The organism is Streptomyces sp. NPDC111802 (assembly GCF_055634335.1).
Genome location: NZ_JBVKCZ010000017.1, coordinates 49,478 through 76,149, shown reverse-complemented (window position 1 = coordinate 76,149; position 26,672 = coordinate 49,478). Strand labels below are relative to the sequence as shown.

The 26,672-nt window shown below is 70.4% G+C and carries 23 protein-coding genes and 1 pseudogene; 17 read left to right on the top strand and 7 right to left on the bottom strand.

The window, feature by feature from the left end; all coding sequences use genetic code 11:
• Positions 1-198: 198 nt before the first annotated feature.
• Positions 199-1,095: a PfkB family carbohydrate kinase gene (locus ACZ7NC_RS20375; protein WP_471490069.1), complete on the bottom strand. Its 897-nt coding sequence runs from the start codon at positions 1,093-1,095 to the stop codon at positions 199-201.
• 198 nt (positions 1,096-1,293) lie between these two features.
• On the opposite strand from ACZ7NC_RS20375, the gene ACZ7NC_RS20370 reads away from it, so the two are divergent.
• Genes ACZ7NC_RS20370 through ACZ7NC_RS20360 form a run of 3 tightly spaced genes read left to right on the top strand, consistent with a single transcriptional unit; the run spans position 1,294 to position 3,288 of the window.
• Positions 1,294-1,950 (top strand): glyoxalase, encoded by a 657-nt coding sequence (locus ACZ7NC_RS20370; RefSeq protein ID WP_471490068.1) that lies wholly within the window; start codon positions 1,294-1,296, stop codon positions 1,948-1,950.
• 27 nt (positions 1,951-1,977) lie between these two features.
• Positions 1,978-2,643: a nucleoside deaminase gene (locus ACZ7NC_RS20365; protein ID WP_471490066.1), complete on the top strand. Its 666-nt coding sequence runs from the start codon at positions 1,978-1,980 to the stop codon at positions 2,641-2,643.
• A gap of 57 nt (positions 2,644-2,700) precedes the next feature.
• A complete protein-coding gene (locus ACZ7NC_RS20360) occupies positions 2,701-3,288 on the top strand; it encodes a DUF1275 family protein (protein WP_471490064.1) in 588 nt (195 codons plus the stop codon).
• 287 nt (positions 3,289-3,575) lie between these two features.
• Here the strand turns inward: ACZ7NC_RS20360 and ACZ7NC_RS20355 are convergent, their stop codons facing one another.
• Positions 3,576-4,214 (bottom strand): TetR/AcrR family transcriptional regulator, encoded by a 639-nt coding sequence (locus tag ACZ7NC_RS20355; protein WP_471490062.1) that lies wholly within the window; start codon positions 4,212-4,214, stop codon positions 3,576-3,578.
• 68 nt (positions 4,215-4,282) lie between these two features.
• Between ACZ7NC_RS20355 and ACZ7NC_RS20350 the strand changes: the two genes are divergently transcribed.
• Positions 4,283-5,887 carry an FAD-binding oxidoreductase gene (locus ACZ7NC_RS20350; protein WP_471490061.1) on the top strand — a complete coding sequence of 535 codons (1,605 nt, stop codon included), beginning with the start codon at positions 4,283-4,285 and terminating at the stop codon, positions 5,885-5,887.
• A gap of 248 nt (positions 5,888-6,135) precedes the next feature.
• Positions 6,136-7,440, top strand: a complete 1,305-nt coding sequence (locus tag ACZ7NC_RS20345) for a phosphatase PAP2 family protein (protein ID WP_471490059.1) — start codon at positions 6,136-6,138, stop codon at positions 7,438-7,440.
• Between the two features lie 404 nt (positions 7,441-7,844).
• Here ACZ7NC_RS20345 and ACZ7NC_RS20340 read toward each other — a convergent pair whose 3' ends face one another.
• The gene (locus ACZ7NC_RS20340; protein ID WP_471490058.1) at positions 7,845-9,395 is read right to left on the bottom strand and encodes an FAD-dependent oxidoreductase; all 1,551 of its coding nucleotides are present in this window, start codon (positions 9,393-9,395) and stop codon (positions 7,845-7,847) included.
• Between the two features lie 98 nt (positions 9,396-9,493).
• On the opposite strand from ACZ7NC_RS20340, the gene ACZ7NC_RS20335 reads away from it, so the two are divergent.
• Complete coding sequence (locus tag ACZ7NC_RS20335; protein WP_471490056.1) at positions 9,494-10,126, top strand: TetR/AcrR family transcriptional regulator; 633 nt, start codon at positions 9,494-9,496, stop codon at positions 10,124-10,126.
• Between the two features lie 247 nt (positions 10,127-10,373).
• Here ACZ7NC_RS20335 and ACZ7NC_RS20330 read toward each other — a convergent pair whose 3' ends face one another.
• Positions 10,374-10,808: a hypothetical protein gene (locus tag ACZ7NC_RS20330; RefSeq protein ID WP_471490054.1), complete on the bottom strand. Its 435-nt coding sequence runs from the start codon at positions 10,806-10,808 to the stop codon at positions 10,374-10,376.
• A 28-nt stretch (positions 10,809-10,836) separates the two neighbouring features.
• The gene (locus ACZ7NC_RS20325) at positions 10,837-11,676 is read right to left on the bottom strand and encodes a DUF1206 domain-containing protein (protein ID WP_471490053.1); all 840 of its coding nucleotides are present in this window, start codon (positions 11,674-11,676) and stop codon (positions 10,837-10,839) included.
• A gap of 333 nt (positions 11,677-12,009) precedes the next feature.
• Between ACZ7NC_RS20325 and bdeA the strand changes: the two genes are divergently transcribed.
• From bdeA to ACZ7NC_RS20285, 8 genes and pseudogenes are all read left to right on the top strand, one after another.
• Positions 12,010-12,939: a bis(hydroxyethyl) terephthalate hydrolase gene (gene bdeA / locus ACZ7NC_RS20320; RefSeq protein ID WP_471490052.1), complete on the top strand. Its 930-nt coding sequence runs from the start codon at positions 12,010-12,012 to the stop codon at positions 12,937-12,939.
• Between the two features lie 331 nt (positions 12,940-13,270).
• Positions 13,271-14,811 (top strand): annotated as a pseudogene (locus tag ACZ7NC_RS20315) (helix-turn-helix transcriptional regulator); the annotation flags it as partial.
• Positions 14,812-15,036: 225 nt separating this feature from the next.
• Complete coding sequence (locus tag ACZ7NC_RS20310) at positions 15,037-16,329, top strand: RsbRD N-terminal domain-containing protein (RefSeq protein ID WP_471490051.1); 1,293 nt, start codon at positions 15,037-15,039, stop codon at positions 16,327-16,329.
• 262 nt (positions 16,330-16,591) lie between these two features.
• Positions 16,592-17,464 carry an ABC transporter ATP-binding protein gene (locus ACZ7NC_RS20305; protein ID WP_471490050.1) on the top strand — a complete coding sequence of 291 codons (873 nt, stop codon included), beginning with the start codon at positions 16,592-16,594 and terminating at the stop codon, positions 17,462-17,464.
• Entirely contained in the window at positions 17,461-18,261 is an 801-nt protein-coding gene (locus tag ACZ7NC_RS20300) for an ABC transporter ATP-binding protein (protein ID WP_471490049.1), read from the top strand. Before ACZ7NC_RS20305 ends, ACZ7NC_RS20300 begins: the two co-directional genes overlap by 4 nt.
• Positions 18,258-19,157, top strand: coding sequence for a branched-chain amino acid ABC transporter permease (locus tag ACZ7NC_RS20295; RefSeq protein ID WP_471490048.1), 900 nt, complete (start codon positions 18,258-18,260; stop codon positions 19,155-19,157). Before ACZ7NC_RS20300 ends, ACZ7NC_RS20295 begins: the two co-directional genes overlap by 4 nt.
• Before the next feature lie 52 nt (positions 19,158-19,209).
• Positions 19,210-20,292, top strand: coding sequence for a branched-chain amino acid ABC transporter permease (locus tag ACZ7NC_RS20290; protein ID WP_471490218.1), 1,083 nt, complete (start codon positions 19,210-19,212; stop codon positions 20,290-20,292).
• Positions 20,289-21,584 (top strand): ABC transporter substrate-binding protein, encoded by a 1,296-nt coding sequence (locus ACZ7NC_RS20285; RefSeq protein WP_471490046.1) that lies wholly within the window; start codon positions 20,289-20,291, stop codon positions 21,582-21,584. The genes ACZ7NC_RS20290 and ACZ7NC_RS20285 overlap by 4 nt, the downstream gene beginning before the upstream one ends.
• 101 nt (positions 21,585-21,685) lie before the next feature.
• Here ACZ7NC_RS20285 and ACZ7NC_RS20280 read toward each other — a convergent pair whose 3' ends face one another.
• Positions 21,686-22,126 carry a subtilase-type protease inhibitor gene (locus tag ACZ7NC_RS20280; protein ID WP_471490045.1) on the bottom strand — a complete coding sequence of 147 codons (441 nt, stop codon included), beginning with the start codon at positions 22,124-22,126 and terminating at the stop codon, positions 21,686-21,688.
• A gap of 432 nt (positions 22,127-22,558) precedes the next feature.
• Between ACZ7NC_RS20280 and ACZ7NC_RS20275 the strand changes: the two genes are divergently transcribed.
• Positions 22,559-23,431: a trypsin-like serine protease gene (locus tag ACZ7NC_RS20275; protein ID WP_471490043.1), complete on the top strand. Its 873-nt coding sequence runs from the start codon at positions 22,559-22,561 to the stop codon at positions 23,429-23,431.
• A gap of 115 nt (positions 23,432-23,546) precedes the next feature.
• Here ACZ7NC_RS20275 and ACZ7NC_RS20270 read toward each other — a convergent pair whose 3' ends face one another.
• A complete protein-coding gene (locus tag ACZ7NC_RS20270) occupies positions 23,547-24,104 on the bottom strand; it encodes a Dps family protein (protein ID WP_471490042.1) in 558 nt (185 codons plus the stop codon).
• A 251-nt stretch (positions 24,105-24,355) separates the two neighbouring features.
• On the opposite strand from ACZ7NC_RS20270, the gene ACZ7NC_RS20265 reads away from it, so the two are divergent.
• A complete protein-coding gene (locus ACZ7NC_RS20265) occupies positions 24,356-25,381 on the top strand; it encodes an alcohol dehydrogenase (RefSeq protein ID WP_471490216.1) in 1,026 nt (341 codons plus the stop codon).
• A 104-nt stretch (positions 25,382-25,485) separates the two neighbouring features.
• Positions 25,486-26,397, top strand: a complete 912-nt coding sequence (locus ACZ7NC_RS20260) for an MBL fold metallo-hydrolase (protein WP_471490040.1) — start codon at positions 25,486-25,488, stop codon at positions 26,395-26,397.
• Positions 26,398-26,672 lie beyond the last annotated feature (275 nt).

Here is a 26,672-nt window from a genome sequence, read left to right as displayed (position 1 = left end):
TGCCGACGACATGAATCGTGCCGCGCACGACGCCGCGAGTCCCTGGGCCTGGACACCCGACCCAGGGGTGGACCTACCGACACCTGACCGCTTCGGGGACGGCGGCCGCCCTTCCGGGCGCCCGGATCTCCGTCCCAGATCCCCAACGTCCTCGGTTGGACGCCGACAACCTTGGCGTACGGCAACCGGGCCGGGAGATCAACGCATCCAGGCTCGGGTGCCGAACGAGGTGCACGCCTGTGAGGCCACGAGGGCGGCGGCGCGCAGAGCGTGGACGAACTCCTGTGACGTCAAAGGCCGTTGGCCGGCAAGGTGATGGGTGAGGGCTCCATGCAGGACGTCTCCGGCGCCGAGGGTGTCCGCCACCGGCACGGGCGGCACCTCGATCGTCCCGCTGCTGTCGGGGCCGGCCCACACGATGGGGCCTCCTCCCTGGGTGACTGCTGTCCAGGAGACCCCGTGCTGTCGGAGGAACCGCAGGGTGTCGGTGGGGGTGTGGTCGGTGCCGGGCGGGTGGAAGTCGGCGGAGCAGACGGCGACGTCGACGGAGGGCAGGAGGCGCTGTGTGCCCGGCTTCCAGCTGCCCGCATCGAGGACGGTGCGGCGACCGGCGGCGCGCGCGGCGTGGGCGGTGGCCGTGGCCAGTTCCATGTGGTGGCCGTCGAGCTGGATGACGTCGCAGGCCGCCACCAGCGCGTCGAGGTCGTCGGGCGGGGCGAGCCGGTGTGCGGTTGCGTTGGTCGAGGCAACAGCGCGTTGTCCGCTGGAGGCGGTGACCATGATGGACGACACGGCGGGCGGGTCGGCCGAGTGGGGCGCAAGGTCCGACACGGTCACGCCCGCCCGGTCGAGGTCGGCGGTGACCGCGAGTGCCAGCGGGTGGGAGCCGATGGCGGTGAGCAGTCCGGCGGAGCCGCCCAGGTGGGCGAAGGTCACGGCCGCGTTCGCCGCCGGGCCGCCTGCGACCACGGTCTGTTCGCGGGCGGTGAGTTTCTCGTCGGGCGCCGGCACGTGATCGACGAGTTGGATGACATCCAGGGTGCACAGACCGACGAACAACCCCGCCGCAGGTCGTCTTGCCGTTTGCGGCTCCATCCAGGTACACCTCCGCTCGGCCCGTCGCCCTCTGGATCACCGAGGCCGGTTCCTTCAACCGTGCCCCGGCGCACCCTTGCCCACCCGTCCGCGGCGGCGAGGGCGGCAAGAAGGGTCAAGAGACGGACAGGAGACGGTCAGGAGACGGGTCAGGAATCGAGAAGCTCCGGCCGCCGGGCCGCGCCTAGCGTGGTGGCCATGGAAACCACCGCATCCACCGCAACCACCATGTCCTTCGCGTCCGTCACGCTCGAGGTGGCCGACACCGAGGCCGCTCACCGCTTCTACACCTCCTTCGGGGTGGACGAGCACATACGCCTGCGGGCATCCGAGGCGCCCTCCACCGGCTTCCGCGGCTTCACGCTGGCGCTCACGGTGTCCCGTCCGGCCACCGTCGACCACTTCCTGGGCGCCGCCGTGAACGCCGGTGCCACGGTCCTGAAGCCCGCCGCGAAGTCGCTGTGGGGCTACGGCGGCGTCGTCCAGGCCCCCGACGGGACGATCTGGAAGGCCGCGACCCCGGCCAAGAAGGACACCGGCCCGGCCACGAGCGAGATCGACGAGATCGTTCTGCTGCTGGGCGTCGAGGACGTGAAGGCCAGCAAGCAGTTCTACGTCGGCCGGGGCCTGACCGTGGCCAGGAGCTTCGGTGGCAAGTACGCCGAGTTCACGTCCGACGAGTCCAGCCCCGTCAAGCTGGCGCTGTACAAGCGCCGGGGCCTGGCCAAGGACCTCGGAGTCCCCGCCGACGGCACCGGCTCGCACCGCGTCGTCCTCGGCGGCACCGCCGACTCCTTCACCGACCCGGACGGATTCGCGTGGGAGGCGGCCACGTCGCCTGACTCCCGGCCCTGACTTCGGCGGCAGATTGAGGGGAAGCGTATGGACTCGGGCAGGCGCCAGTTCCTAGGACGGCTCGGGGTCGCGCTGACGGGAGTTGCGGCGCCGTTCGCCCTCCCTCAGGACGTGCTCCAGGAGAGTCACGCCCACCCTTACCTCGACCCCGGTGCGAGCCCGGCGCCGGACCTGCGTGCCAGTACCGGCACCGGCACCGGCACTGGACACGAGCGCTACATGTGGCTGGCCATCGAGCAGGCCCGGAAGAACCCCGAGTGGCCGTTCGGCGCGGTGATCGTCCATACCCGCACCGGCGAGATCCTGGGGAGCGGGGTCAACACCGGGGCGATCAGCCCGGTCCTGCACGGCGAGATGGTCGCCATGAACGACTACGTAACACGGCAGGGCAACCAGGGCTGGGCCGACACCACCCTCTACACGACCGGTGAGCCCTGCTCGATGTGCATGAGCGCGATGGCGTGGGCGAATCTGCGGCGCGTCGTCTGGGCAAGCTCGATCGACGAGATCCGCCGCACCGAGATCATGCAGATCGCCCTGTCCGCACGGCAGGTGGCCGCCTCGGCAAGCTCCTTCTACCTCCCGGAGCTGCTCCTGGGTGGCGTACTCGCGAGCCACACGAACCGCCTCTTCGAGGAGGCTCAACGACTGCGTCAGAGTCTCCCGGACAGGCACGGCTTGAAGCGCGGGTAGCCGCAACCCGTCACTGAAGCCACGATCGCCGCACACCTGTCGTTATCCTCGATCACTGTGAGTGACCTACGGCAGGGGCGAGTCGGCGAGGAACCGGTGCAGCCGCCGACGGAACCGGGGGCGGTCCTGCACTTGGCCGTCGTGCTTCTGGTCGCTGCGTCCGGGGCGGTGGAAGCCATCTCCTTCACCGCGTTGGGCCACGTGTTCGCCGGGGTCATGACGAGCAACATCGCTCTGCTCGGGATGGCGATCGGTCGGGGACAGGCAACGGGTGTCACCGCGTCAGTACTGGCATTGGCGGGCTTCGGTCTGGGCGCGGCCGTCACTGCCTGGCTCACCCGACGGCACGAAGGCGCGGCCACGCATTGGGCGCCGCCGGTGATGTTCTGCCTCGCCGGGGAGGCGGTCGTGCTGGCCGTCGGCGCGGGGTGCTGGGCTGCCGTGGGCGGCGAGCCGGGGCAAGTGGCGCGCGACGCCCTGCAGTTCGGGGCCGCGGCGACGATGGGCATCCAGTCGGCGGCGATGGTGGCGGCCGGGCGGGCGGCGGCGCCGACCACCTATCTCACCGGCACGCTGACCACGTACATCGTCAAGGGCGTGAGGGTGGGCCGCCCGGATCGCTGGGCGCCTGCTCGGCTGGCCTGATGGTGGGAGCGGGGGTCTCCATGACACTGCTGCGCGCGGCCCCGGGATGGGCCGGAGTGCTTCCCGCGGTGCTGGCGGTGTGCGCCATCGTGGCTGCCGGTGTGCCCCTGGTGCGGATGCGTCGTAGCCCTGTCGGTTGATCGGGCCGATGTGCGCGCGCTATCCGCCATGGCTGACCGGCGCAAGAGCCGCAACCGCGCCGATCAGCAGCACCAGGACGATTAGACGGGCCCGGATGAATGCCATTTCCATAGCTGATCAGAGCTCATCGGCCCAGCCGTCAGCGCTCACGCGCGGTCGCCCTCGGGGGATCCGATCGAGCGGGCGGCGGCGAAGATGCGTGCGCAGCGCCGGGTCATGGCCTCGGGTGACTGGTCGGGATGATTGATCCACCAGCGGACCAGGGCGGTGCACAGGCCGCGCCAGGCGTACTTGAGGGCGTCGGCGTCGAGCGGGTCCGTGGATCCGGCCGTGTGCAGAAGGTCGGCGGTGCCGGTCGCGGCGAGGTCGTCGATGGCGCCGCGGTAGTACGCCGCGCGGTGGGCGGCGTCGCTGTCGGGCGGCAGGGTGGCGTCGTAGAGGACGAACCATGCCTCGCGCTGTCCGTCCAGTGCCGTGAACAGGGCGCCCAGTACGCGCAGGTGGGTGGGCGGCGCATCGATGGCGGGTTCGGCCATGGCGGCGCGGACGGCGTTCAGCAGCCGGTCGCCGACCGGGTTCAGGCAGGCGAGGTAGAGGTCTTGCTTGCTGCCGAAGTACTGGTGCAGCAGCGGCTTGCTGACACCGACGCGCGCGGCGATGGCGGCGATGGTGGTGGCCTCGTAGCCCTGGCGGCCGAACTCCTCGGTGGCCGCGGCCAGAACCTGTCGTTCGCGTGCGGCCCTCGGGACGCCCTTGGTGCCGGCCTTGGAGGGGAGCGTTGTCATGACCCCGATCTTACCCTAGGGTAATTTACCGTTCGGTAAATTCCTCGGACCCTGCTGGGAGCACCCTCATGTCTGCCACCGCGACCGATCCCGGCACCTCCCGCACACGCTCCTGGTGGGGCTGGGGCTACGCCGATGCCCACCCCGACGACGCCGAATGTGTCGCGTTGGGCGCCCTGTTGCCGGGCACTCTGACCCGCCCACTGCCGATACCCCGGGTCGCCGACCTTGCCATCGGCCGCCCCGGTACGACACCTCCGCCCGCCCTGGCGCACCTGGTCACCGCCGATCCCGAAGCGCGGGCCTCCCACGCCATGGGAGAGGCCTATCGCGATGTCATCCGGGCCCTGCGCGGCCGACCCGGCCGTATCCCCGATCTGGTCGCCCGCCCGACCGGCGACCAGGAAGTGGCCGACCTGCTGGACTGGGCGGCCGAGCACGGCGTGGCCGTCATTCCCTTCGGCGGCGGCTCCTCGGTGGTCGGCGGCGTGGAGTATCGCGGCGACGCCCACCACGCGGTCCTCTCGCTCGACCTCACCGCGATGGACCGGGTCCTGGAGATCGACACCGCCAGCCGCTCGGCGCTCATCCAGGCAGGAGCCCTCGGCCCCGTGCTGGAGGGGCAGTTGCGGCCCCATGGCCTGACCCTGCGTCACTTCCCGCAGAGCTTCGAGTTCTCCACCCTCGGCGGTTGGCTGGCCACCCGGGCCGGCGGTCACTACGCCACCGTCCACACCCACATCGACGACTTCGCGCAATCCCTGCGCGTGGTCACGCCCGCCGGTACCGGCACGTCCTGGCGCCTGTCCGCCTCCGGCGCCGGACCGTCGCCCGACCGGCTGTTCCTGGGAAGCGAAGGGGCGCTCGGCGTCATCACCGAGGCGTGGATGCGGCTGCAGGAACGCCCCCGGCACAAGGCCTCCGCATCCGTGACCTTCACCGACTTCCACCGGGCGCTGGACGCGGTCCGGGCCATCGCCCAGTCCGACCTCGCCCCGGCCAACTGCCGTCTGCTCGACCCGGGCGAGGCGCTGCTGTCCGGCGCCTCGAACGACGGCTCCAGCGTTCTGGTCCTCGGCTTCGAATCCGCCACCACCGGCGTCGACGACCGCCTCGCGACCGCCTTGGACCTGGCCCGTGGCCACGGCGGCCGCGGCAAGGCACCGAAGGCGGACCACGCCACCCCGGCTGACGCGGCCGTCAGCGCCTGGCGCTCGGCGTTTCTTCGCATGCCCTATCTGCGCGACGCCCTGGCCCGCATGGGAGCCGTCGTCGATACCTTCGAGACCGCCGCCACCTGGGACAGGATTCCCGCGCTGATCGACGCCGTCCGCACCGAGGTGGGCGCCGCCGCCCTGAAGGCGACCCGGCACCGGGCCACCATCAACTGCCGCCTGACCCACGTCTACCCCGACGGCGCCGCCCCCTACTTCACCGTGGCCGTCGCCGGCCGCCCAGGCGACGAAGTCGAGGTCTGGGACGACATCAAGTCCGCCGCGAGCGACGTCCTGCACCGACACCGCGCATCGATCACCCACCACCACGCCGTCGGCCGCGACCACCGCCCCGGCTACGACCTCCAGCGCCCGGACCCCTTCGCCCTGGCACTCCGCGCCGCCAAGGACGCCCTGGATCCCCACCGCATCCTCAACCCGGGCGTTCTGCTCGACTGAGTGGTTTTTGTGCACTACTCCGTTAGCATGATCGAACTTACGAGCGAGCATGTGCGTTCGTGCTTCGCCGGAGAGTCCGTGCTGTCCGAATCGAAGTGTGCCCTATCAACTACATCGAAAATATCGGCTAAAGACCATTGATAAATAGATCATCGCGGTGGTTGTCGCGAAGAGCGCGAAGAGCACGAATAACGCGAGCAACGCGAGCAACGCGAATAACGCGAAAAGACCGCAGAAGCAAGTTCGCCATGCGGTGGGACCTGCGGGTGGTGTGGTGGGCCGGGGCGGCTGTGGTGGCCCTCGGGTTCCTGATCGCGCTGGAGATCGCGGCACGTCGCTACGGCGTGCCTGGACCCATCACCAACCAGGCGCGGGAGGTGATGTTCCCGCCCAAGTCGGGCTTCCTGCTGTACGGCAGTCTGGCGTTGATGACGGTGGTGCTCACCTGGCGGCAACGACTCCTGGCGGCCGCTGCCGCGATCGGCATCGACGTCGCCTTCGTACTGGGCCGATGGGCCCTCGGCGTGAAGGTGGCGGAAGGCCACCCCTTCGGCAACGGCGCGCTACTGGTGATGCTGGGCTGTGCGGTCATCGCCCTCACCCGCCGCACCGGCCGGGAACGCATCCTGCTCCTGAAAGGCGTCGGGCTGGGCCTGCTGCTGGTGGCCGGCCGCAAGACGGGCGACACCTGGCTGCTGATCACGTCGAAGACGCGCCCGACGGTGTTGGACCAGTACGTGGCGACCGCCGACAGCGCACTGGCCAACCCGTCGTGGCTCGTGGGCCGGCTCGTCAGGGCAACCGGTCCCGTCGGCGCCCATGTTCTGGACTACGTCTATGTGCAACTGGCTCTGGCCGCGGTCGTCGTCGCCCTCTACCAGCTGCGCCATGTGGCGGCCGAACGCCGATTCCCCGGCCATCATCTGGTGCGCACCTTCTTGGTGATCGGCCTGTTGGGGCCGGCCATCTACATGATCTTCCCGGTGGTCGGTCCGGTCTTCGCCTTCGGCGCCGACGGCGGCCAGTGGGCGGCGGGCAACCTGTGGCCGGAGACAGCGCCGCCCCTCACCACCCCCCACGCCATGCCCTTCGACGGGATCACCCCCCGCAACTGCATGCCCAGTCTGCACACCGCATGGGCCACCGTGCTGTTCATCCACTCCCGCAAGGGCCCGCGACTTCTGCGCTACGCAGGCACGTTCTGGCTGATCGCCACGCTCGGCGCGACGCTGGGATTCGGCTACCACTACGGCGTGGACCTGGTGGCCGGCGTGGTGTTCGCACTCACCATCGAAACAGCCCTGCGTTCGCTCGCACGCGGCTGGGACCGGTCAGGAATTCAGCTGGTCACCTATGGCACAACCGTGTTCGCCGCGCTGTTGTTGTCCTACCGCTTTCTGCCGATGGAGATGGCGAAACTTCCGTGGCTGTTCGGGCCACTGCTCATTCTGGCCATGACCTCGATGATCTACGGCTTTATACGCACCACCAGGCAGTGGGACCCGAAGGCCGCACTGGCGCCGCATCCCACACCGCAGCCCGAACTCGTATGAGGCGCGCTCACCGCTGCCCACCCACCGACGCGACTCGGGCGGGTGCGGCAGCGCGTTGAGGCCCTGGGCGGCGGGGGAGGGGAGCGCGGCGGGCCCCCTCTACGAGTGACAGGACCGCCGGGCCTGGTCGGTGGCCCACGCGGACAGGATGTCCGTAGGGCGCCCCACCCGGGAAGGTCGACGTGTCCCCGAGGCGGGCGAGCAGTGCGTGGATCCCGGGACGTACCTTCTGCATGGCATGAGGCGCCCAACGCGACCCGCACCCGGCCAACGCGCCACCGCACGCAGAGAGCTGCGCTCCGCCGGATCGAGCCGCAGTGCGCCAACGTCTCCCGGCGCAACCCTTGCGAACCATGGTCGCGCGCGAGGTCCCTGGACGGGTGGGCCGGCGGCCGTGGTTGTGGTCAGGCCGCGGTGGAGGGCTGCTGGGTCGGCTGCGTCTTGGCGATGTTGCTGGTGATCGCGGCGAGCAGAGTGTCCTTGCCGGGGGCGCAGTCGTCCGTGGCCCAGCAGATGTAGCCGTCGGGGCGGATGAGCAGGGCTGTGGCGCCGAGATCGTCGGTGGATGTGGCGTGGACGATGTCGACGCGGGGTGGGAGCGGCAGGTCGGCGGGAAGAGTTCCGGTGAGGTCGAGCAGGACCGCGTGCCCGGAGCCGAAGAGGGCCGAGAGGCGGATGGGGCCGGTCTCGGTGATGAGGTCGGTGTCGGGTATGCGGTGCCCAATGCGGGGGTGGTCGCCGGGCAGTGCGTAGCGCAGCGACAGGCCGGACATCAGGCCTGCGAGGTGGCGGTTGGTGTCGGGGAGTCGCAGCAGGTCGGTGAAGATGTCCCGTAGGGCGGCAATGTCCTCGCTCGGGTTCGGGCTCGCCAGGACGCGTTGTGCGGAGGTGTGGTGCAGGACTTGGGCTGCGACGGGATGGCGTTCGGTGTGGTAGCTGTCCAGGAGGCCGTTCGGCGCCCGGTCCTGGATGACCGCGGCGAGTTTCCAGCCGAGGTTGAACGCGTCCTGTATCCCGAGGTTGAGCCCCTGGCCTCCGAGTGGGGGATGGATGTGGGCGGCGTCGCCCGCGAACAGGACGCGGCCGACGCGGTATTGCTCCAGCTGACGGGTCGCGTCACCGAACCGGGAGGAGTTGTCCACCACCCCGAGGATGGTCTCGTGGCCGTAGACGGCGCTGAGCGCGGCGCTGATCTCCTCGTGGTCGACCGGGCTGTCGCGTTCGGTGTCCGTCTGGTCCGCGCGCCCGAAGGTGAACCGGTAGCGGTCGTCGCCGAGGGGCACCAGCATGGCCCAGTAGCCGCCCGCATGCCGGGTGAGACTGCTCATGTGCCCCATCTGACGCGGCACCAGTGACGACACCGCGGTCAGGCGGATGTCGGCCAACACCGCCTGATGTGTGCCGGGCCTGCCGGGGAACGGCAGGTCGAGGAGCTTACGGACGGTGCTGTGTCCGCCGTCGCACGCCACCAGGTAACGGGCCCGCACGCGCGCCCCGCCCGCCGTCACGACGACACCGTGGTCGTGCGGCTCGACCCCTGTGACGGCGGTGCCGCGCAGGACCCGCACCCCGTTGCGGGTCGCCCGCTCTTCGAGTACTTCCTCGATCTCCCACTGCGGGATCGCGATCGGGAACGGGTGTCTGGTCTGCCAGGGCGTGCAGTCCAGCGGCACGGGAAGGGCTGCGAAGTGTCCGCCGACGGGATCACGTGACACGGCTCGCTGGAGCAGCGGTTCCAGCAGCCCGCGCGCGTCCAGGAGTTCGGAGGTGCGTGGCTGGATCCCGCCGCCCTTCACCTGCTGGGTGCGCTGGGGCAGCTTCTCCAGCACGAGGGTGTCGACCCCGGCCAGGCCCAGTTCGTACGCCAGCGTCAGTCCCGTCGGGCCGGCGCCTACGACGACGACCTCGGTCTGGGTCTGGGTCTCGGTCTGGGTCCCGATTTCGGTCTCGGACAAGATGACTCCTCTTCGTTTCACACCATCTCTCGCCTCAGGGTAAATGTATACCAGGTGCAGATATATCCTGGGGGCAGTGATCTGCTAGGGTGGGCGCCGTGGACGCCAAGCCAGGGCTACGGGAGCGAAAGAAGCAGCGGACCCGCGCGACCATTTCCGACGCGGCGATCGCGCTCTTTCTCGAACACGGCTTCAACCAGGTCGCGGTGGCACAGGTGGCGGAGGCGGCCGAGGTGTCCAAGCGGACGCTTTTCGCCTACTTCCCCACCAAGGAAGACCTCGTGCTGCACCGCCTCGCCGACCACGAGAGCGAGATCGCGCGCGTGGTGCGGGCCCGCCCGCCCGGCACGGCCCCGCTGACAGCGGTGCGCGAGCACTTCCTCAAGGGCCTGCGTGAACGGGACCCGATCACCGGTCTCAACGACCACCCACAGGTGCGCAAGCTCCACCGCATGATCCTCGACGCACCGTCCCTGGTGGCCCGGATGGAACGCTTCAAGGCCGTTGCCGAACGCGCCCTGGCGGAGGCGTTGCGGGAAACGGCGGACACTCCCGAACTCACCGCACGGCTCGCTGCCGTCCAGATCGTCGGGGTCCACTGGGCCCTGGCACAGGACAATGCCGACCGTCTGGTGTACGGGGAGTCGGCCGACGCCCGCTTCGCGGGGGCGGTGTCCGACGCGGAGCACGCGTTCGCGCTGCTGGAGAATGGATTGCGGCAACTCGCCTAGGAGCAGGGGCTCGTGCAGCCGCCCGAGCACGCTGCGGCGAGGTGCCACGGGCTGACGGCTACCTGCATGCGTGGCCGGACGGGCCGTCCCCGGCCCCCGTTCACGCCGGGCGGCCGGGACCGGGCCCCTGAGCGTCGTGAGAGCGGGGCCTGCGGTGCGCGGCGCCTTCGCCGCGCCAGTGGCTGAGGACCTGGGCAGGCGGAGGCAACGTATGGGTCCGGTGAGTGCTGATCACTGCCGGTGCCACTCAGAAGTCGGTGGGCATCCCACTCACTTCGGCGATGCCCCGCAGCTCTTCGGTCTGCCTGTGCCGTTCCCTGATGAAGTCGGCGATCTCGCCGAGCCGGTGGGGATCGGAAGCGGTGGCCGCGTCCGTGACGATCCTGACCGGACCGGTCTCGTCGACGTCGAGCTCGATCACTTCGTTGTCCAGCCGGCCAGTGGCGGCTGTAGCTATGACGAGGGCGGCCTCGTCACGGATCTCTTGGGACAGCTCAGGGCCGGCCCCTGACTCGACCGGGAGGTCCAGGCTGGACAGGCGCTCCTCGTCGATCGCCTTGAGGATCGGTTCCACCACATCCAGCAGAAGGCGGTAGTCCTCCGTTTCCATCCGGATGCGCAGGAACTCCAGGTACAGGTCTACGGGCCGTCCGTCGCCATGCGGAATCTCGGATTCACTCATCCGCACCGGGTTTCCCGAACAACGCGATTCAGACACGTCGCCAGCGGGCCATGGCGAAGGAGAACAATCCGAACAGCACCAGCCCGGCGGCGACGCAGACCAGTAGCCAGGGGCCGAGCGGGGTGTCGACGAAGGTGCGCAGGGTGTCGTCTAGTCCCTTGGCCTGGTCGGGCTCGTAGTCGACGGCCGCGCGGACGGCGAAGACTCCGGCCACGGCGAACACCAGCCCACGTGCGGCGCCGCCGCCCACGCCGGTGACGTCCACCAGCTGCCGGGTCCGGTGGCTCATCTGCCCCAGCCTGAGATCGTCGTGATACTTGCGCAGGGCCGCCCGTACGCCGATCCAGCCACCGGCCACGACGATGGCGATCCCGGCCACCCCGACCAGCCACTGACCGGCGGGTATCTCCAGCGCCCTGGCGGTGACGTCCCGTGACTGCTGGTCACTGGATCCGCCACCGCTCTGGTCCCGGTTCACCGCGAACGCCAGCACGGAATAGGCGACGAAGACGTAGAACCCGAAGCGGAAGGTCGCCAGGAGCCGCTTGCGCGCGCTTCGACCGTCCTTGCCGACGGAGCCGAACAGCGCCTCGGACAATCGCCACAGGGCCATGCCGGCCAGTCCGATGCCCAGCGCCCACAGCAGAACCGCTCCGAACGGCTTCTGCGAGAGCGCCGCCAGGGCCCCGCCGCGGTCGGCCTGCTCGCTCGTGTCGCCGAAGGCGATCTGCAGCGCCAGGACACCGACGAGCAGATAGATGACGCCCCTGGCGGCGAGCCCCGCCCGTGCGGCCCACTCGATGACGGAACCACGCGCCGCCCGCCGGGCCCGGAACCGACCAGTCCATGCCAACGCACTCATGTCCATGCATGCCTCCCGGCAATCCGGATGCCCCGGCTGGGCCGCCACACACCCGGCCCTGTCACAGGCGGTAGCGGCCGTGTCCAAGTCGTCGTCGGTGACAGCACGCCCTTTCCTGCCGCCGGTCACCGAAGACGTTCGGCTGCGGGCACGTTAGTTCGATTCTGTCCGAAGACGGCCCCACAAGACCGGTGACATTGCCGGTCCGCCCGCCGCGGCCGGTCCCCGACAGTGGCACGGCCAGCCCGATGGCGATGCCCCACCGCGCACGCGCCCGACGCCCCACGTCCCGCGTGCCCGCGGCATGGCCGCACGCCACGACAGAGAGGACGGCTCGTCGTGCAACTCCACACCCGCCCCACCCCACGTACGCATGCCCCCGGCTCTCCCCGGAGCAGGGTCGGGCGACTGGCCGGGGCCGCCGCCGCGCTCGCCGCGGTCGTCGGCCTCGGGACGCTCACCAGCCCGGGCGCCCATGCGGCGGACAACCCCTACGAGCGCGGCCCGGCCCCCACCACGTCCAGCATCGAGGCGCTGCGCGGCCCGTACGCCGTGTCGCAGACGTCCGTCTCCTCGCTGTCCGTCACCGGATTCGGCGGCGGCACCATCTACTACCCGACGAGCACCAGCGACGGCACTTTCGGGGCCGTGGCCATCGCGCCCGGCTACACCGCCTACGAGTCGTCGATCGCCTGGCTGGGACCGCGCCTGGCCTCGCAGGGCTTCGTGGTGTTCACCATCGACACGCTGACCACGCTCGACCAACCCGACTCCCGCGGCCGTCAGCTGCTGGCCGCCCTGGACCACCTCACCGAGCGCAGTTCGGTACGCACCCGCATCGACGCCAGCCGTCTCGGCGTCATGGGCCACTCGATGGGCGGTGGCGGCAGTCTGGAGGCCGCAAAGTCGCGTCCGGCGCTCCAGGCGGCGATTCCGCTGACCCCGTGGAACCTCGACAAGACGTGGCCCGAGGTCACCACGCCGACCCTGATCTTCGGAGCCGACGGCGACACCGTCGCGCCGGTCGCCTCCCACGCCGAACCGTTCTACTCGAGCCTGTCCTCCTCGCTCGACCGGGGCTACCTGGAGCTGAACTCGGCGACCCACTTCACGCCCAACTCGTCGAACACGACGATCGCGAAGTACAGCATTTCCTGGCTCAAGCGCTTCATCGACAACGACGCCCGCTACGAGCAGTTCCTGTGCCCGCTTCCCCGGCCGAGCCTGACCATCGAGGAGTACCGGGGCAACTGCCCGCACACCTCCTGACGCCGTCCGGCGTTCCGGCGCCGAGGAGTTGCGGCAGGACGGGGAACCGGCGGCGGACGCGCGCGACGCGTCCGCCGCCCGGTGTTGTGCAGGGGCACGGCTGCGGCGGCGGGTGGCTGGGCGGGCGCACAGTCCGCCTGGCCGCCGTACGCGGACAACACCCAGGTGGCGCCGCCGATTTGTGCGCCGGAAGGCGCGGACCTCAGCCTTCCTGTCTTCGTTACGCGCAAGTAGCGTCCCGGGAATGACCGGAGACAGGAGCAGTGTGCGAACGGGTCCCGGCGTACGGAGCCGGAACGGAGAAGACAGCGCCGGGTCGGTCGTCGTCGACCGCGGCCATCTCGAACTCGCGCGTGGCAGACGGCAGTTGTTCGACGGGCCGGTGGACGACGCCCGCGAAACCCTGCTGCTGGCCGCGTCCCTGCTGGCCGCCGACGCCCCCGAGCAGGCCGAGGCCGCCCGCCTCTGCGCAGCGGACGCCGCCTGGGCGGCAGGGGACCTCACGGCCTGCCTGAGCACGCTGGACGGCACGGACACCGTGGGGTACGCCGAACAGGGGGAGCCTTCGCCGTCCCGGACGCCGTAGGGGATGCCGACCATCCGAGGACACGCGTAACCGTGGACCCCGCCGTATCCCTCGATGACGACCGCCGGCCAGGTCCAGGCCGGCCCCGCGACGCGTTCGTGCGGGACTACCGCGACGGCATGCGAGCCCTGCTGACCCGAAGTCCGGAACTCGCCGCCGAGCCGCTGCGGCGCGTGCTGGACCGTGCGCGCGCCGACGAGCGCCCCGAGCGGCTGCTGCGCGCCGCGTCGGCGGCCCTGCTGCTCGGGGACGTCCGCGCAGCCCGCGCCGCAGGGGCCCGCGCCCTCGCTTCGGCGCGCAACGCTGACTGCGTCGCGTTCGAGGCCAGGGCCCTGGAGTACCTGGCATACGGCGAGCTGCGCGCCGGCCGCCACGCGCAGGCGCGCGCCCACGCCGAGGAGGGCGTCCGGGCCGCGCTGACGGCCGGGCACCGCAACACGGCGGCGAGCCACCACGCGATGCTCGCCCTGGCGGCCTCGATCGAGGGAGACGCCGGCGCGGTCCAGGGGCACGCCTCCGCAGCCCTGACCATCGCCCGCCGCCATGGCCTGGCCCAGGCGGCGACCCTGGCCGAGTGGGCCGTCGCCCGCGCCGACCTTGCCCGTGGCCGTCCTCTGGACGCCGCCGACCGGCTTGGCCCGCTCGTCGGGCCCGGCCCCCGGCGCGGCCACTTCGCCGTGTGGATGCTCGCCGTGCCCTGCTTCGTGGAGGCCGCGGTGCTCGCCGGGCACCCTGAGGAGGCGCGGACCGTCGTCACCTCCCTCGCCCTGTGGGCGGCCTACGGTGCCGACCCGCACGCCGCCGCCCAACTCGCCCGCTGCCGCGCCATGCTCGCCCCCGGGGACTGCGCCGACGACCTCTACCTGCGGGCGCTCGCCCTGCACGACGAAACGGGCGGCGACTTCGAACGCTCCCGTACGGAGCTCCTGTACGGCCGATGGCTACGGCGGCGGCGCCGACTGCGGGAGGCACGGAATCGGCTCGGAGCCGCCCTGGTCGGCTTCGAACGCTGTGGCGCCGGCGCCTGGGCCGAGCAGACGCGCGGCGAGCTGCGGGCCAATGGAGCGGCGTCCAGGACGGAGGCGGGCGGAGAGCTGTCACGGCTGACCCCGCAGCAGCTGCGCATCGCACGGCACGTGGCCGAGGGCGCAACCAACCGGGAGGTGGCCCAGCGGCTGGCCGTCAGCACTCGCACGGTCGACTATCACCTGCGCAACGTCTTCGCCGCCCTCGGCGTGCGCTCCCGTATCGAACTGGCCCGCATGATCGACCAGGAGAGCCGCTGAACCTCCACCCGGCCGCGTGAACCTGGGCGCCAACGGGAAGATCCCGTGGTCCGCCGGGAAGAATGCCGCTGCACGACCCTAGGGACCGACCGGACGGTATGCCATCCTTCGGGGCAGGACGAGTCGGGTGACGACCGTCGCACGGGCAGCGCAACCCGCCGGACACCGCTAAGCCGGCCCGGTGCCGGAGCGCTGCCGGGACGCCGAGGTTGGGGGAGGAGCGCGATGCATCCTGCCGTACGCACACGCACGAGGATCAGCACCGGGCCGAAGCCCGTTCCGCAGCCGCGGACACGCCGCATCCGGTCGCTGATCGACGCCGACGCGCTGCGTGTCCTGCACCGGGCGGCCCGCGTCCTGCTCGACGACCTGCCGGAGCTGACCGACCGACTCCTGGCGGTCCTCAGCGAGCAGGAACCGGCGTACCGGACCGCCCTGGACAACGACCACACCGGCACCTGGGAGGAGGTGCACCGCTCGCTGCGGCACAGCGTGACCTCGCTGCTCGATCCGCGCGGCACCCGCGACGCCGCCCACCGCTGCACCTGGCGGATCGGCGTCGCCCGGGCCGAGCAGGGGCTGCCGCTGGACGCCCTGCTGCACGCGTTCCGGCTGGGCGGGTCCCTGGTCTGGCAGCGGCTGGTGGAGGAGACCTCGCGATCGGCGCCCGAGGACGTCCGGCTCCTCGTGCACGTGGCCACCGATGTGTGGAACTTCGTCGACGAGCACTGCAGCGTCGTGGCCGACGCCTACCGGCAGGCCGAGCGGCAACTGGCCTGGCGGCGCGAGAACCGGGTACGGCTGCTCGCGGCGGCCCTCCTCGACGGCACCAGCCGGATCGCCGACCTGCCCGAGACCGCCCAGGGACTGCGCCTGCCGGAGCACGGCCGGTACGTCGTCGTCGCGGTCGCCGGCGCCCGGCCGCAGCTCCCCACGGGCGTCCGCGCCCCAGCCGTACCACCTGGCACGCAGGTGTACTGGCACTCAGGAGTGGAAGTCGACTACGGCATCGTCCTGGTCGGTGCCGAGGGGAACGAGGAGGACGACCGCGACCCGGTGGAGGCGCTGGGGCTGACCGCCGACGGCACGTCCTGCGGCCGGATCGGTGTCGGCAGCGCCGTGACGGGGCTGGCCGCGGTGGGCGACGCCCGGCGCCTGGCCGACCTGGCCCTGAACATCTGCGCGCCCGCGGGCGGCACGGTCCGGCTCACCGAGCACCTCCCCGAGGCCCTGGTGATCTCCTGTCCGGAGCTGGGCGCGAGCCTCACCGAGCGGGTTCTCGGCCCGCTGCTGCGGCTGGAACCGGTCGACCGGGACGTACTGCTGGACACCCTGGCTGCCTGGTTCGCCTGCGACGGCTCCGCCCAGCGCGCCGGTGAGCGCCTGTACTGCCACCGCAACACCGTCCTGAACCGGCTGCGCCGCTGCGAGCAGCTCACCGGACGCTCACTGGCACGCCCGGTGGACGTGGTGGAGATCAGCCTCGCGCTGACGACACGGCGGCTGCTGCAGGGTTGACCGGGTAGGGGGGCCGGTCGGGCGGGAGACGTCGTGGCCGGCAAAGGAACCATTCTGCACAGCCTGTAGGGCAGCGGCTCCGCGCGTCCGGCCGCCCTCGGCTCACGGCCCCTGGGCACCCGCACAACCCCCGGCCACCTGCATTGGGACCACGCAGCGACCTCGCCCGAACACCTGTACCGCCCGCCCGACCCCGTGCTGTCGTGGGCTGCCCTACCCCCCGAAGCACCCGTGCCCGACGGCACGGATCCGAGGAGTCGTGATGCCCGAAGCACCACCGGACGAAGAGCCCGCCCTGTACGTCGAGGGCCTCGACGTGACCTACGGCCGCGCCCTGTCCGCCCTTCGTTCCGTGTCCCTGACCGTCCCGCACGGCACGGTCGTCGCCCTGCTCGGCGCCAACGGCGCGGGCAAGACGACCCTGTTGCGGGCGGTGTCGGGCACCCTGCGCCTGCACCGCGGCGCCATCACGGCCGGCCGTATCCGCTACGGCGCCACGGAACTCGACGGGCGCGACCCGGTCGCCGCGGTGCGCGCCGGAGTCGTCCAGGTTCCCGAGGGCCGCCGGGTCTTCGCCGGGCTCACCGTCGACGAGAACCTGCGCACCGGTGGTCTCGGTCTCGGACGGCGCCGCCCCGCTCAGGTCGCCGAGGCCCGGGAGCGAGTCTTCGCGCTCTTCCCACGGCTTGCCGAGCGCACCCGGCAGGCCGCCGGGCTGCTCTCCGGCGGCGAGCAGCAGATGCTCGCCATCGGCCGCGCCCTGATGGCAGCCCCGCGACTGCTGCTGCTCGACGAGCCCTCCCTGGGCCTCGCCCCGCAGATGGTGTACCGGATCTCCGAGGTCGTCCGCGAGATCAACACCCAGGGCACCGCCGTCCTGCTGGTCGAGCAGAACGCGGGCATGGCGCTGTCCCTGGCCGACACCGCCCACGTCCTGGAGGTCGGCGAGGTGCGGCTTTCCGGACCCGCCGACGAACTCGCCCGCACAGACGCCGTACGGCGGCTGTACCTGGGCGAGACCACAGAGGCCACAGAGGCCACGGCAGAGACCACCGCCACAGAGACCACCGCGGATACGGAGTCCAGCGGGGTCGCCAAGGCCGCCGACAACATCGAGGGGCAGGGAGCCGCGTGACCGTACGCACCACCGCACCGCCCGAACTCGCCGTGACGGATGTGACCGTCCGGTTCGCCGGGCTCACCGCCCTGGACGCGGTGTCCTTCACCGTCGCCCCGGGCTCCGTCCACGCGCTCATCGGACCCAACGGAGCGGGCAAGTCCACCTGCTTCAACGTGCTGTCGGGACTGTGCCGCCCGGCCGCCGGCGCCGTACGCCTCGGCGACGCCGAACTGACCCGGCTCGCCCCTCACCGCATCGCCGCCCTCGGCGTCGCCCGCACCTTCCAGAACATCGTCACCACTCAAGGCACGGTCGCCGACAACCTGATGCTCGGCCGCCACGCCCTGTCCCGGGCCGGATTCGCCGCCAGCGCGCTGCGCCTGCCCCACGCACGGCGCGAACAACGCGAACACCTCGACCGCGCCCGTGAGATCGCCGAACTCACCGGTCTGGCACAGCACTTCGAAAGCCCGATCACCCTGCTCTCCTACGGCGACCGCAAGCGCGTGGAGTTCGCCCGCGCCCTGTGCCTGGAGCCCAGCGTCCTGCTGCTGGACGAGCCGGTCGCCGGGATGAACGCGGCCGAGCGCGCCCGCACGGCGGAGGTCGTGCGCGCCGTACGCGCCGAACTCGGTCTGTCCGTGGTGCTGGTGGAGCACGACATGGGGCTGGTGATGCGGCTCGCCGACGAGGTCACCGTCCTCGACTTCGGCCGCGTCATCGCGCACGGCACCCCGGACGAGGTCCGCAGCGACCCGGAGGTGCTGCGCGCCTACCTCGGCACCGGGGCCGAAGAGGAGGACGCGGCATGACCACCTTCCTGGACAACATCTTCAACGGCCTCGCCCTCGGCGCGGTCTACGCCCTCGTCGCCCTCGGCTTCGTGATCATCTTCAAGGCGTCCGGCGTCATGAACTTCGCCCACGGCTCGCTGCTCCTGCTCGGCGGCTACCTCACCGCCGTACTCCACGACGACCTCGGCTTCGCCGGAGCCCTCGCGGTCTCCGTCCTGGTGACGGCGGCCGTGGCCGGAGCCATGGACCGCTTCCTGCTCCAGGCCGGCGGGGGAGCGGACCCGCACGCCGCCCATGTGCAGACCATCGTCACCATCGGCGTCGACATCGTCATCCTCACCGACCTGTCGCGGCGCATCGGCGGCGACCTGCTCTCGCTCGGCGACCCCTGGGGAGACTCGGTCAGCGGGCTGGGGCCGGTGACCGTCGCCGACAGCCGGATCGCCGCGATCGTGGTCTCCACCGTGGTCATCGCCGGTGTCTTCGCCCTCTTCCGGTACACCTCCTGGGGCCTGTCGCTGCGCGCCTCGGCCGAGGACGTCGAGGCGGCAGCCCTGATGGGCGTACGGCTGGTGCGGGTGCGGACCCTCGCCTGGTGCCTGGCCGGAGCGCTGGCGGCCCTTGCCGCGGTCTTCCTCGCCGCGTTCCCCGCGCCCGGCCTGGAGCGCACCACCGGGCAGATCGCCCTCAAGGCGTTCCCGGCGGCGATCCTCGGCGGAATGGCCTCGCCGCCCGGCGCCCTCGCGGGCAGCCTGCTGATCGGTCTGACCGAGGCGCTCGTAGCGGGCTACCAGTCCGATCTGCACGTCCTGGGTGAGGGGTTCGGCGACGTCGCCCCCTACGCGGTGATGGTGCTGGTGCTGCTGGTGCGGCCCACCGGGCTGTTCGGCGGAAAGGCGGCGGTCCGTGTCTGAGCGACTCTCCCGCGCCGCCGCCTTCCGCGTCGGCTGGACCTTCGCGGCCGTCATCGTCCTGTGCGCGCTGCCGTTCTACCTCGATGCGTTCTGGCTGCGCATCGGCCTGTTCTCGATGGCGGCCGCCGTCGGCGCGGTGGGCCTGGGACTGCTGTCCGGCACCGCCGGTCAACTCTCCCTCGGCCACGCCTTCTTCCTCGCCGTGGGCGCCTACGGCTACGTATGGCTGGCCGGTGAGCCAGGACCCGGGCTGCCCACCGCCGTAGCCGCCGTACTCGCGGTCCTGCTCGCCGGGGCGGCGGGCGGCCTGTTCAGCCCTGTCGCCGGCCGGGTGCGTGGCATCTACCTCGGCGTCGCCACCCTCGCCCTGGTCTTCCTCGGGCACCACGTCCTGCTCACCGCGGACTCCGTCACCGGCGGATTCAACGGCCGCTCGGTGCCACCGCTGGAAGTGGGCGGCTTCTCCTTCTCCGCCGACTCCGAACTGACCTTGCTGGGCGTGCCGTTCGGAGCTGAGGAACGGCTTTGGTACCTGGGGCTCGCGCTGTTCGCGGTCACCTGGTTCACCGCCCGCGGACTGCTCCGCGGCCGTCCCGGACGCGCCCTTGCGGCGCTGCGCGACAGCGAGACCGCGGCCGCCGTGATGGGCGTCGACGTCTCCCGCTACCGCTCGGCGGCCTTCGTGGTGTCGTCGATGTACGCGGGCCTGGCCGGAGTGATGCTCGCCCTCTCCTTCCGGCGCGTCGTGCCCGACTACTTCGGCCTCGTGCTGTCGGTCGACTACCTCGCCATGATCGTCATCGGCGGGCTCGGGTCGGTGGCCGGAGCCACCGCCGGCGCCGTCTTCGTCACCGCGCTGCCCCTGCTGATGACCCGCTACGCCGACCAACTGCCCCTGGTGGCCGCCCCCGGCACCACCGACGGCACGGTCGGCCCCACCGAGGCCGCCCGCTACCTCTACGGAGCGGCGATCGTCCTGATCCTGCTCTTCGCCCCCGACGGCCTGCACGGCCTGGTCCGCCGCCTTCGCGCACGTCTACGCGCCCGCGAAGCCGCCCCACCACCCCCGAAATCCACCTCCTCCCCGTCCCACCCACCCGCGTCAGCCGTACGAGCCAAGGAGCCCACCCCGTGAAGCCCACGCACGACCACACGCACCGCCCCGCCCCACGCTCCAGGACTCTCCTGGCCGCGGCCCTCGCGGCTCTGCTGCTCGCGGGCACCGGATGCAGTTCCAAGGCCGACTCCTCCGGGAGCGCCGCCGACGGCGCCGACGGCGTCAAGTCCGGGCCCGGAGTGACCGACAAGGCCATCAAGCTCGGCGCCCTGACGGACCTCACCGGCCCGTACGCGACCCTCGGCAAGAGCATCGTGCAGGCCCAGCAGATGTGGGCCGACGAGGTCAATGCCCGCGGCGGCATCTGCGACCGGCGTGTGGAGATCGTCGTCAAGGACCACGGCTACGACGTCCAGAAGGCCGTCACCGCCTACGCCGACATCTCCGCCGACGTCGTGGCGCTGCCCCAGGTCATCGGATCGCCCGTGATGGCCGCACTGCTCGACGACATCGAGCGGGACAAGCTGCTGACCTTCCCCCAGGCCTGGGCCGCCTCCCTGCTCGGCCGGGACTCCGTGCAGGTCCTGGGCACCACCTACGACATCGACATGATCGCCGCGGTCGACTTCCTCACCCGTACCAAGGGTCTGGCGAAGGGCGACACGATCGGCCATGTCTACTTCGAGGGCGACTACGGCGCGAACGCGCTCGAAGGCTCGCAGTGGGCCGCGAAGAAGGCGGGGGTGAAGGTCGTCGGACAGAAGATCAAGGCCACCGACACCGACCTGTCCGCCCAGGTCTCGGCGCTCCGCAAGGAGGGCGTGAAGGCGATCCTGATCAGCGCGGGCCCCGCCCAGACCGCGTCGCTGGTCGGAGTCGCCGCCTCCCGCGGTCTGAAGGTGCCCGTCGTCAGCAGCGCCCCCGGCTACGCCCCGCAGCTGATGAAGACACCGGCCGCGCCCGCCCTCACCGCCATGCTGAACGTGGTCAGCGCCGTGCCCGCGGTCAGCTCCGATGTGGCCGGGGTACGCAAGATGGTCGCCTCGTACAAGAAGAAGTACCCGGACTCCCTGGTCGACTCCGGCGTGCTCTCCGGCTACAACGCCGCCCAGTTGATGGGTGCCGACCTGGAGAAGGCCTGTGAGAACGGCAGCCTCGCCCGCGAGGACGTGGTCAAGGCGCACCGCTCGCAGTCGAAGGTCGACGTCGGCCTCGGCAGCGCGCAGAACTTCTCCGACAAGGCGCAGCCGGCGAGCACCTCGACGTACGTGTACAAGCCGGACGCCAAGGCGGTCGGCGCCGCGGTGAACGTGGAGGAGGCGCACACCGCGCCCGGTGTGGAGGAGTACCTCGCCGCTCGGACCTCCTGACCCGGGGTCCTTCTGACGGCATGCGGCCGGGCCGCGGCATCATCGCCGTGGCCCGGCATGTTCAGGTCCCACCGGTTGGAGACCTACTGAGCTGTGATGGCTCAGAAGGCGAATGCCGATGCTCCCTGAGTTTCCTTGATGCATGAATTGGCGAACGTGTGCTCGTAGTTCACGCGCGTACCTCGCCATACGCCTTGAATGGTGACGACAACGGGCCGGTACTCCTTCGTGCAGGGGCGTCCCGTCTCATTTCCGCGGAGGGTGGCCAGGCGGTCGAGGTTCCCGTTCACGCGATCCAGTTCCGCACAGGCCTGCCGCGCGTCGGGGTGAGTCCCCGAGGTGGTGTACGCGCAGTTCAGCGTCACCGCGCGCTCCGGTGTGGTGGTGACGGCGTTCTCGCCGTGGCCGGTGGTGAGGACCAGGGCTGAGGGGGCGTACAGCGAGGCGGGGGCGCTGTGGGCGGGCGTGCTCATGCTCAAGGGGCCCGCCACGGCTGCGGTGAGCAGAGCTCCTGACATTGCCCAGCGTGTCATTGGCCGCATGGTGTGTCTCCCTTCTGGTTGTGGTGCTGAAGGACTCGAAGTACCCGTCCTATTGCCTCCGTTTCAGGGCGGACAAGAAAGAACCACTCTCATCGCTGCAATTCAGACCAAATTGCCTATTGAATCAGTGGCTTGATCGGCCAACCACTCTTCACGGTTGAGGAGGTGAGAGGTCTTTGGGGCTATTCGTCGGTTGCAGGTGTGGCCGAGGTGCCCGGGGTGTGAAATGGCCTGAATGATGTGAGCGTGTCCACGGTGGCGTGATGCGACCTCGTCCAGCCGGTCGTGCTGAGCGTGCTGGCCGTGCTGATGGTCCATAGGGAAAACCCTGGAGCCATGGTCATCCCCTTGTCGCGGTCGCTCTCAGGCGTTTCACTGGGCGCACCCCCCGCAGGAGAACACCCAAGCTCACCAGCAGAAGGGTCAGTTCTTTTGTCAGCCATACGCGCCTGCGCCGTCACCGCGGCGGCCTGTGCGGCCGTGCTCGCCACGGCGGTGCCGTCCTCGGCCATCAACTCGTACAACGCGTCGCCCGCCCCCGAACGAACCGAGGTCGGCGCGCTCGTGGCCACCTGGGACCACGACGGCGATGCCGCGACACCGGACCGGGTCGACTGGGTCTGCTCCGGCACCATGATCGACGCGGACACGTTCCTGACGGCCGCGCACTGCACCACCGACTGGCCCGACAACGTGAAGTTCTACGTGTCGCTGGACCAGGATGTGCAGGCCGGTCTCGACGCCGCCGCAAAGAGATACCCCGGCGATCCGGCCGCCCAGGCCAGGGCCGTGGCCGTCCAGGGCACCGCCCACAGCCACCCCGGCTTCCCGGGCCCGGCGTCCGACACCCACGACATCTCGGTGGTCGAACTGCCCGCCGCCCAGGTCAAAGCCCGCTGGACGTTCACCCCGGCCACCCTGCCCACCGAGAACCAGCTCGGCGCTCTCGGCCCGCAGGCCCTGAACAACACTGACTGGTTCGTCGCCGGATACGGCACCCAGGAGGCCGTCAACGGACCCGGCGGGCAGACCCACCCCGGAGGTGGCGTCCGTATGAAGGCGCCCGTCACCTTCGACGCCCTCAACGCCTCCTGGGTACGCCTGGCGATGACCGCTCCGCAGGGCAACGGCGGTGCCTGCTACGGCGACTCGGGCGGCCCCAACTTCATGGTGACAGGCGGCAAGAGGATCCTGGCCGCCACCACCATCACCGGCGACACCCCCTGCTACGCGACAAATGTGACCTACCGTCTGGACACCCCGGGCGCCCGCACCTTCCTGTCGCCCTTCGTGCAACTCCCGTAGTCCGCATGGACCCATCGCTCGCCCGGCGGACACGGCCGGGCGGCGAGGGTGCAGACGAGGCCGGGGCCGTGGTCGTCGCTGGCACCGGTGCCCGCGCGGACGGTCCACCGACCCGTCAGGCCTTGGCAGCCCTGGCGCCGTCCTCCTCCGTTTCGGCCCGGGCCGTCGTCAGCGTGCCGCCGGCGTTCTCCAGGTGGGCCCGGACGAACCACTGGAACTGCTCGAGGTCCCGCAGCTGTTCGATGAGGAGGTCCTCTGTCGCCGGGTCGATCTCGCCCACGACCTTGATCGCGGCGCGGACGTCCTCGACAAGGCCTGTGTAGACGACGTCGAGCGCACCGAGGTGAGCGATGGCGTCCTCGCGGCCGATCGAGTAGTCGTCCCAGCTTCGCTCCTTGACCAGAGCGCCCGGCGTGCCCTGCGCGACTCCGCCGAGTGCGGCGATGCGCTCGGCCACGTCGTCGGCCATGTCGCGCACCCTGTCGACCTGCGGGTCGACCATCTGGTGCACGGCGATGAAGTGGGGTCCCACGACGTTCCAATGGACGTGCTTCAGCGTGAGGTGGAGGTCGTTGAGGGCGTGCAGCCGCAGGCGGAGGACGTCGATGAGCCGACCGGCTGCCTCGCGCTCGATGCCCGGCACCGTGTACTTGGGGGTGAGGTCCTTCGCCATGCTCGCAACTCCTGTTCCGTAGAGATGAAGTAGGAGTTCAGGTGCCCTGCTTTCGTGGTCACAGACCTGTGACGCAGCTTTCATTGAGCGATCTGGCACCTGCCTGGACTATGGCCGAGGCATCCTTGTTTTGATCCGTTTTGACCTGTTTTGATGTGAGAAATCCTGACCCCTGCGAACTCCTGTTGCTGTGCCGACCGCACAGTGGTGCGATGGATGTGCTCTCGCGTTGGACGAATCCGGAGACGCACATGAGTACATACCAAGCTGCGCAGGTTGCCACGGCAGGCGGGCCCTTCGAGATCGTCGAGCGTGAGGTACCGCAGCCGGGCCCCGGTCATGTACGGATCGCCGTGGAGGCCTGCGGAATCTGCCACAGCGACGACTTCTTCGTGAGCGGTGGTATGCCCGGCGTGCAGTTCCCGCTGGTTCCCGGGCATGAGGTCGCGGGGCGTATCGAGGAGCTCGGCGAAGGAACTCAGGGCCGCAACTGGAACGTGGGGGACCGTGTCACAGTGGGCTGGTTCGGAGGCAGCTGCGGCCACTGCACTGCCTGCAGGCAGGGCGACTTCATCGTCTGCGACAACCTGAAGATTCCCGGCTGGGCCTACGACGGGGGCTTTGCCGAGAACATGATTGCGCCGATCGACGCCCTGGCCCGTATTCCCGACGCGCTGACGGCGACGGATGCGGGGCCCATGGCCTGCGCGGGCGTGACCACCTTCAATGGCCTACGGTGCAGCTCCGCCCGGCCGGGCGACCTGGTAGCCGTACTCGGTATCGGCGGTCTTGGTCATCTGGGCGTTCAGTACGCAGTGGCCATGGGCTTCGAGACGGTGGCCATCGCACGGGGAGGGGAGAAGGCCGAGTTTGCCAAGCAGCTCGGGGCTCACCATTACATCGACAGCACGCGACCGACTGCAGTCGCGGATTCGCTGCAGTCTCTCGGGGGTGCCAAGGTTGTACTGGCCACCGCCGGCAGTTCCGACGCCATCACGGCGACAGTCGACGGTATGACGCATCGTGGCGAACTGGTGGTCATCGGAGTAAGCCCTGACCCCTTGGGAATCAGCCCGTTGCAACTGATCCTGCCGGCCAGGACCGTGCGCGGCCACTCTTCCGGTACCGCGCAGGACGTGCAGGAGACCATGGCCTTCAGCGCCCTGCACGGGATCCGTCCGGTGGTGGAGACCGTGCCACTGGGCCAGGCCAATGCGGCTTACCAAAAGATGCTCGCCGGAAGCGCCCGCTTCCGCATGGTGCTCACGACCCGCTGACTCACCGCTTCGTAGATCTTCGGCTCGACCATCGGACCGGGCTGCGGGCCTGAATGACGTACCCGTGGCCAGCGTGTTTGTCCTGCGCTTGACGATGACGTGCCATGGGGCTGGACTGGAATCACGAGCGCTGCGGTCGAACTCTCATCCTAGGGAGAGCAGCGATGACAACTATGGAAACTTTCAATCTTCTCCAGCCGTACCAGATCGCCGAGGAGACCTTCGTCATTCCGTGGGCCCTGGAAGCCCCGCCGGTCGGCCACTTCCCGATGAATTCGATGGTGATCCGGGGATCCGAACCGGTGCTCGTGGACACCGGAGCACCGGCGGTGCGGACGCAGTGGCTGGAGGCCGCATGGTCCGTCGTGGATCCGTTGGACGTGCGGTGGGTGTTCCTCACCCATGACGACCGTGATCACGCGGGCAATCTCCTGGCGGTTCTCGCCGCATGTCCGAACGCGACACTGCTGACGACCTGGTTTTCGCTCGGGCGCATGGCCGAGGAGTGGGAGACGCCCATCAGCCGGTGCCGCTTCATGATCGACGGCGATACGGTGGATGTGGGTGACCGAACACTGGTTGCCAAGCGGCCGCCGTTGTACGACAACCCGACGACCCGCGGCCTCTTCGACCCGAAGACCAATGTCCTGTGGGCGGTGGATACCTTCGCGACGAACGTGCCTACTCCCATGCCCGAAATCGCCGACCTGTCCGCGGGGGAATTTCGTGACGGGCAATTCTTCGGCGGGCGCCTGGTCTCGCCCTGGGTCGCGTTGCTGGATGGCCAGAAGTTCCGGGGAGTGGTCGACGACTTCGAGCGACTGGGTCCCGAGGTCATCGCCGGCTGCCACACGCCGGTGCTTCGCCGGCCACAGATCGGGGAGGCGTTCGACCTTCTCCGCCGGCTTCCTGAGATCCCGCCGTGGCCGGAGTTCACGCAGGCTGACCTCGACCAGTGGATGGCGGTCGCCGAGGGCTCGGTCCCGCCGGAACAGCCACGACCGTCGGCCACGTGACGGGCGTTCCGGTGTCTGTTGGCTGTTTCTGGGAGGCGCAGACCGGACTGGCCGGCCGGAGAGTCGATAGCGAACAGCATCGACGCGTACGACCCGATCGGCGACTGCGCGGCGTGGTCCACGCTCTGACCGACGCGCCTGCGCCTGGCTCCCCACGGAGGCGCCCGTTCAGCCTGGTCCCCGGCACCTGGCCGGACACTCGGCGCCATCCAGGTCGTACGACTGCGACGGGACCCGCCCTGCGCTGCCATGCCTCGGCGGGCGACGGGTTCGGC

Excerpts from the sequence above, each read along its gene's own strand:
- ACZ7NC_RS20375 (WP_471490069.1), bottom strand. The coding sequence starts at position 1,095 with ATGGAGCCGCAAACGGCAAGACGACCTGCGGCGGGGTTGTTCGTCGGT.
- ACZ7NC_RS20370 (WP_471490068.1), top strand. The coding sequence starts at position 1,294 with ATGGAAACCACCGCATCCACCGCAACCACCATGTCCTTCGCGTCCGTC.
- ACZ7NC_RS20365 (WP_471490066.1), top strand. The coding sequence starts at position 1,978 with ATGGACTCGGGCAGGCGCCAGTTCCTAGGACGGCTCGGGGTCGCGCTG.
- ACZ7NC_RS20355 (WP_471490062.1), bottom strand. The coding sequence starts at position 4,214 with ATGACAACGCTCCCCTCCAAGGCCGGCACCAAGGGCGTCCCGAGGGCC.
- ACZ7NC_RS20350 (WP_471490061.1), top strand. The coding sequence starts at position 4,283 with ATGTCTGCCACCGCGACCGATCCCGGCACCTCCCGCACACGCTCCTGG.
- ACZ7NC_RS20345 (WP_471490059.1), top strand. The coding sequence starts at position 6,136 with ATGCGGTGGGACCTGCGGGTGGTGTGGTGGGCCGGGGCGGCTGTGGTG.
- ACZ7NC_RS20330 (WP_471490054.1), bottom strand. The coding sequence starts at position 10,808 with ATGAGTGAATCCGAGATTCCGCATGGCGACGGACGGCCCGTAGACCTG.
- ACZ7NC_RS20325 (WP_471490053.1), bottom strand. The coding sequence starts at position 11,676 with ATGGACATGAGTGCGTTGGCATGGACTGGTCGGTTCCGGGCCCGGCGG.
- ACZ7NC_RS20310 (WP_471490051.1), top strand. The coding sequence starts at position 15,037 with ATGCATCCTGCCGTACGCACACGCACGAGGATCAGCACCGGGCCGAAG.
- ACZ7NC_RS20305 (WP_471490050.1), top strand. The coding sequence starts at position 16,592 with ATGCCCGAAGCACCACCGGACGAAGAGCCCGCCCTGTACGTCGAGGGC.
- ACZ7NC_RS20295 (WP_471490048.1), top strand. The coding sequence starts at position 18,258 with ATGACCACCTTCCTGGACAACATCTTCAACGGCCTCGCCCTCGGCGCG.
- ACZ7NC_RS20280 (WP_471490045.1), bottom strand. The coding sequence starts at position 22,126 with ATGCGGCCAATGACACGCTGGGCAATGTCAGGAGCTCTGCTCACCGCA.
- ACZ7NC_RS20270 (WP_471490042.1), bottom strand. The coding sequence starts at position 24,104 with ATGGCGAAGGACCTCACCCCCAAGTACACGGTGCCGGGCATCGAGCGC.
- ACZ7NC_RS20265 (WP_471490216.1), top strand. The coding sequence starts at position 24,356 with ATGAGTACATACCAAGCTGCGCAGGTTGCCACGGCAGGCGGGCCCTTC.
- ACZ7NC_RS20260 (WP_471490040.1), top strand. The coding sequence starts at position 25,486 with ATGGGGCTGGACTGGAATCACGAGCGCTGCGGTCGAACTCTCATCCTA.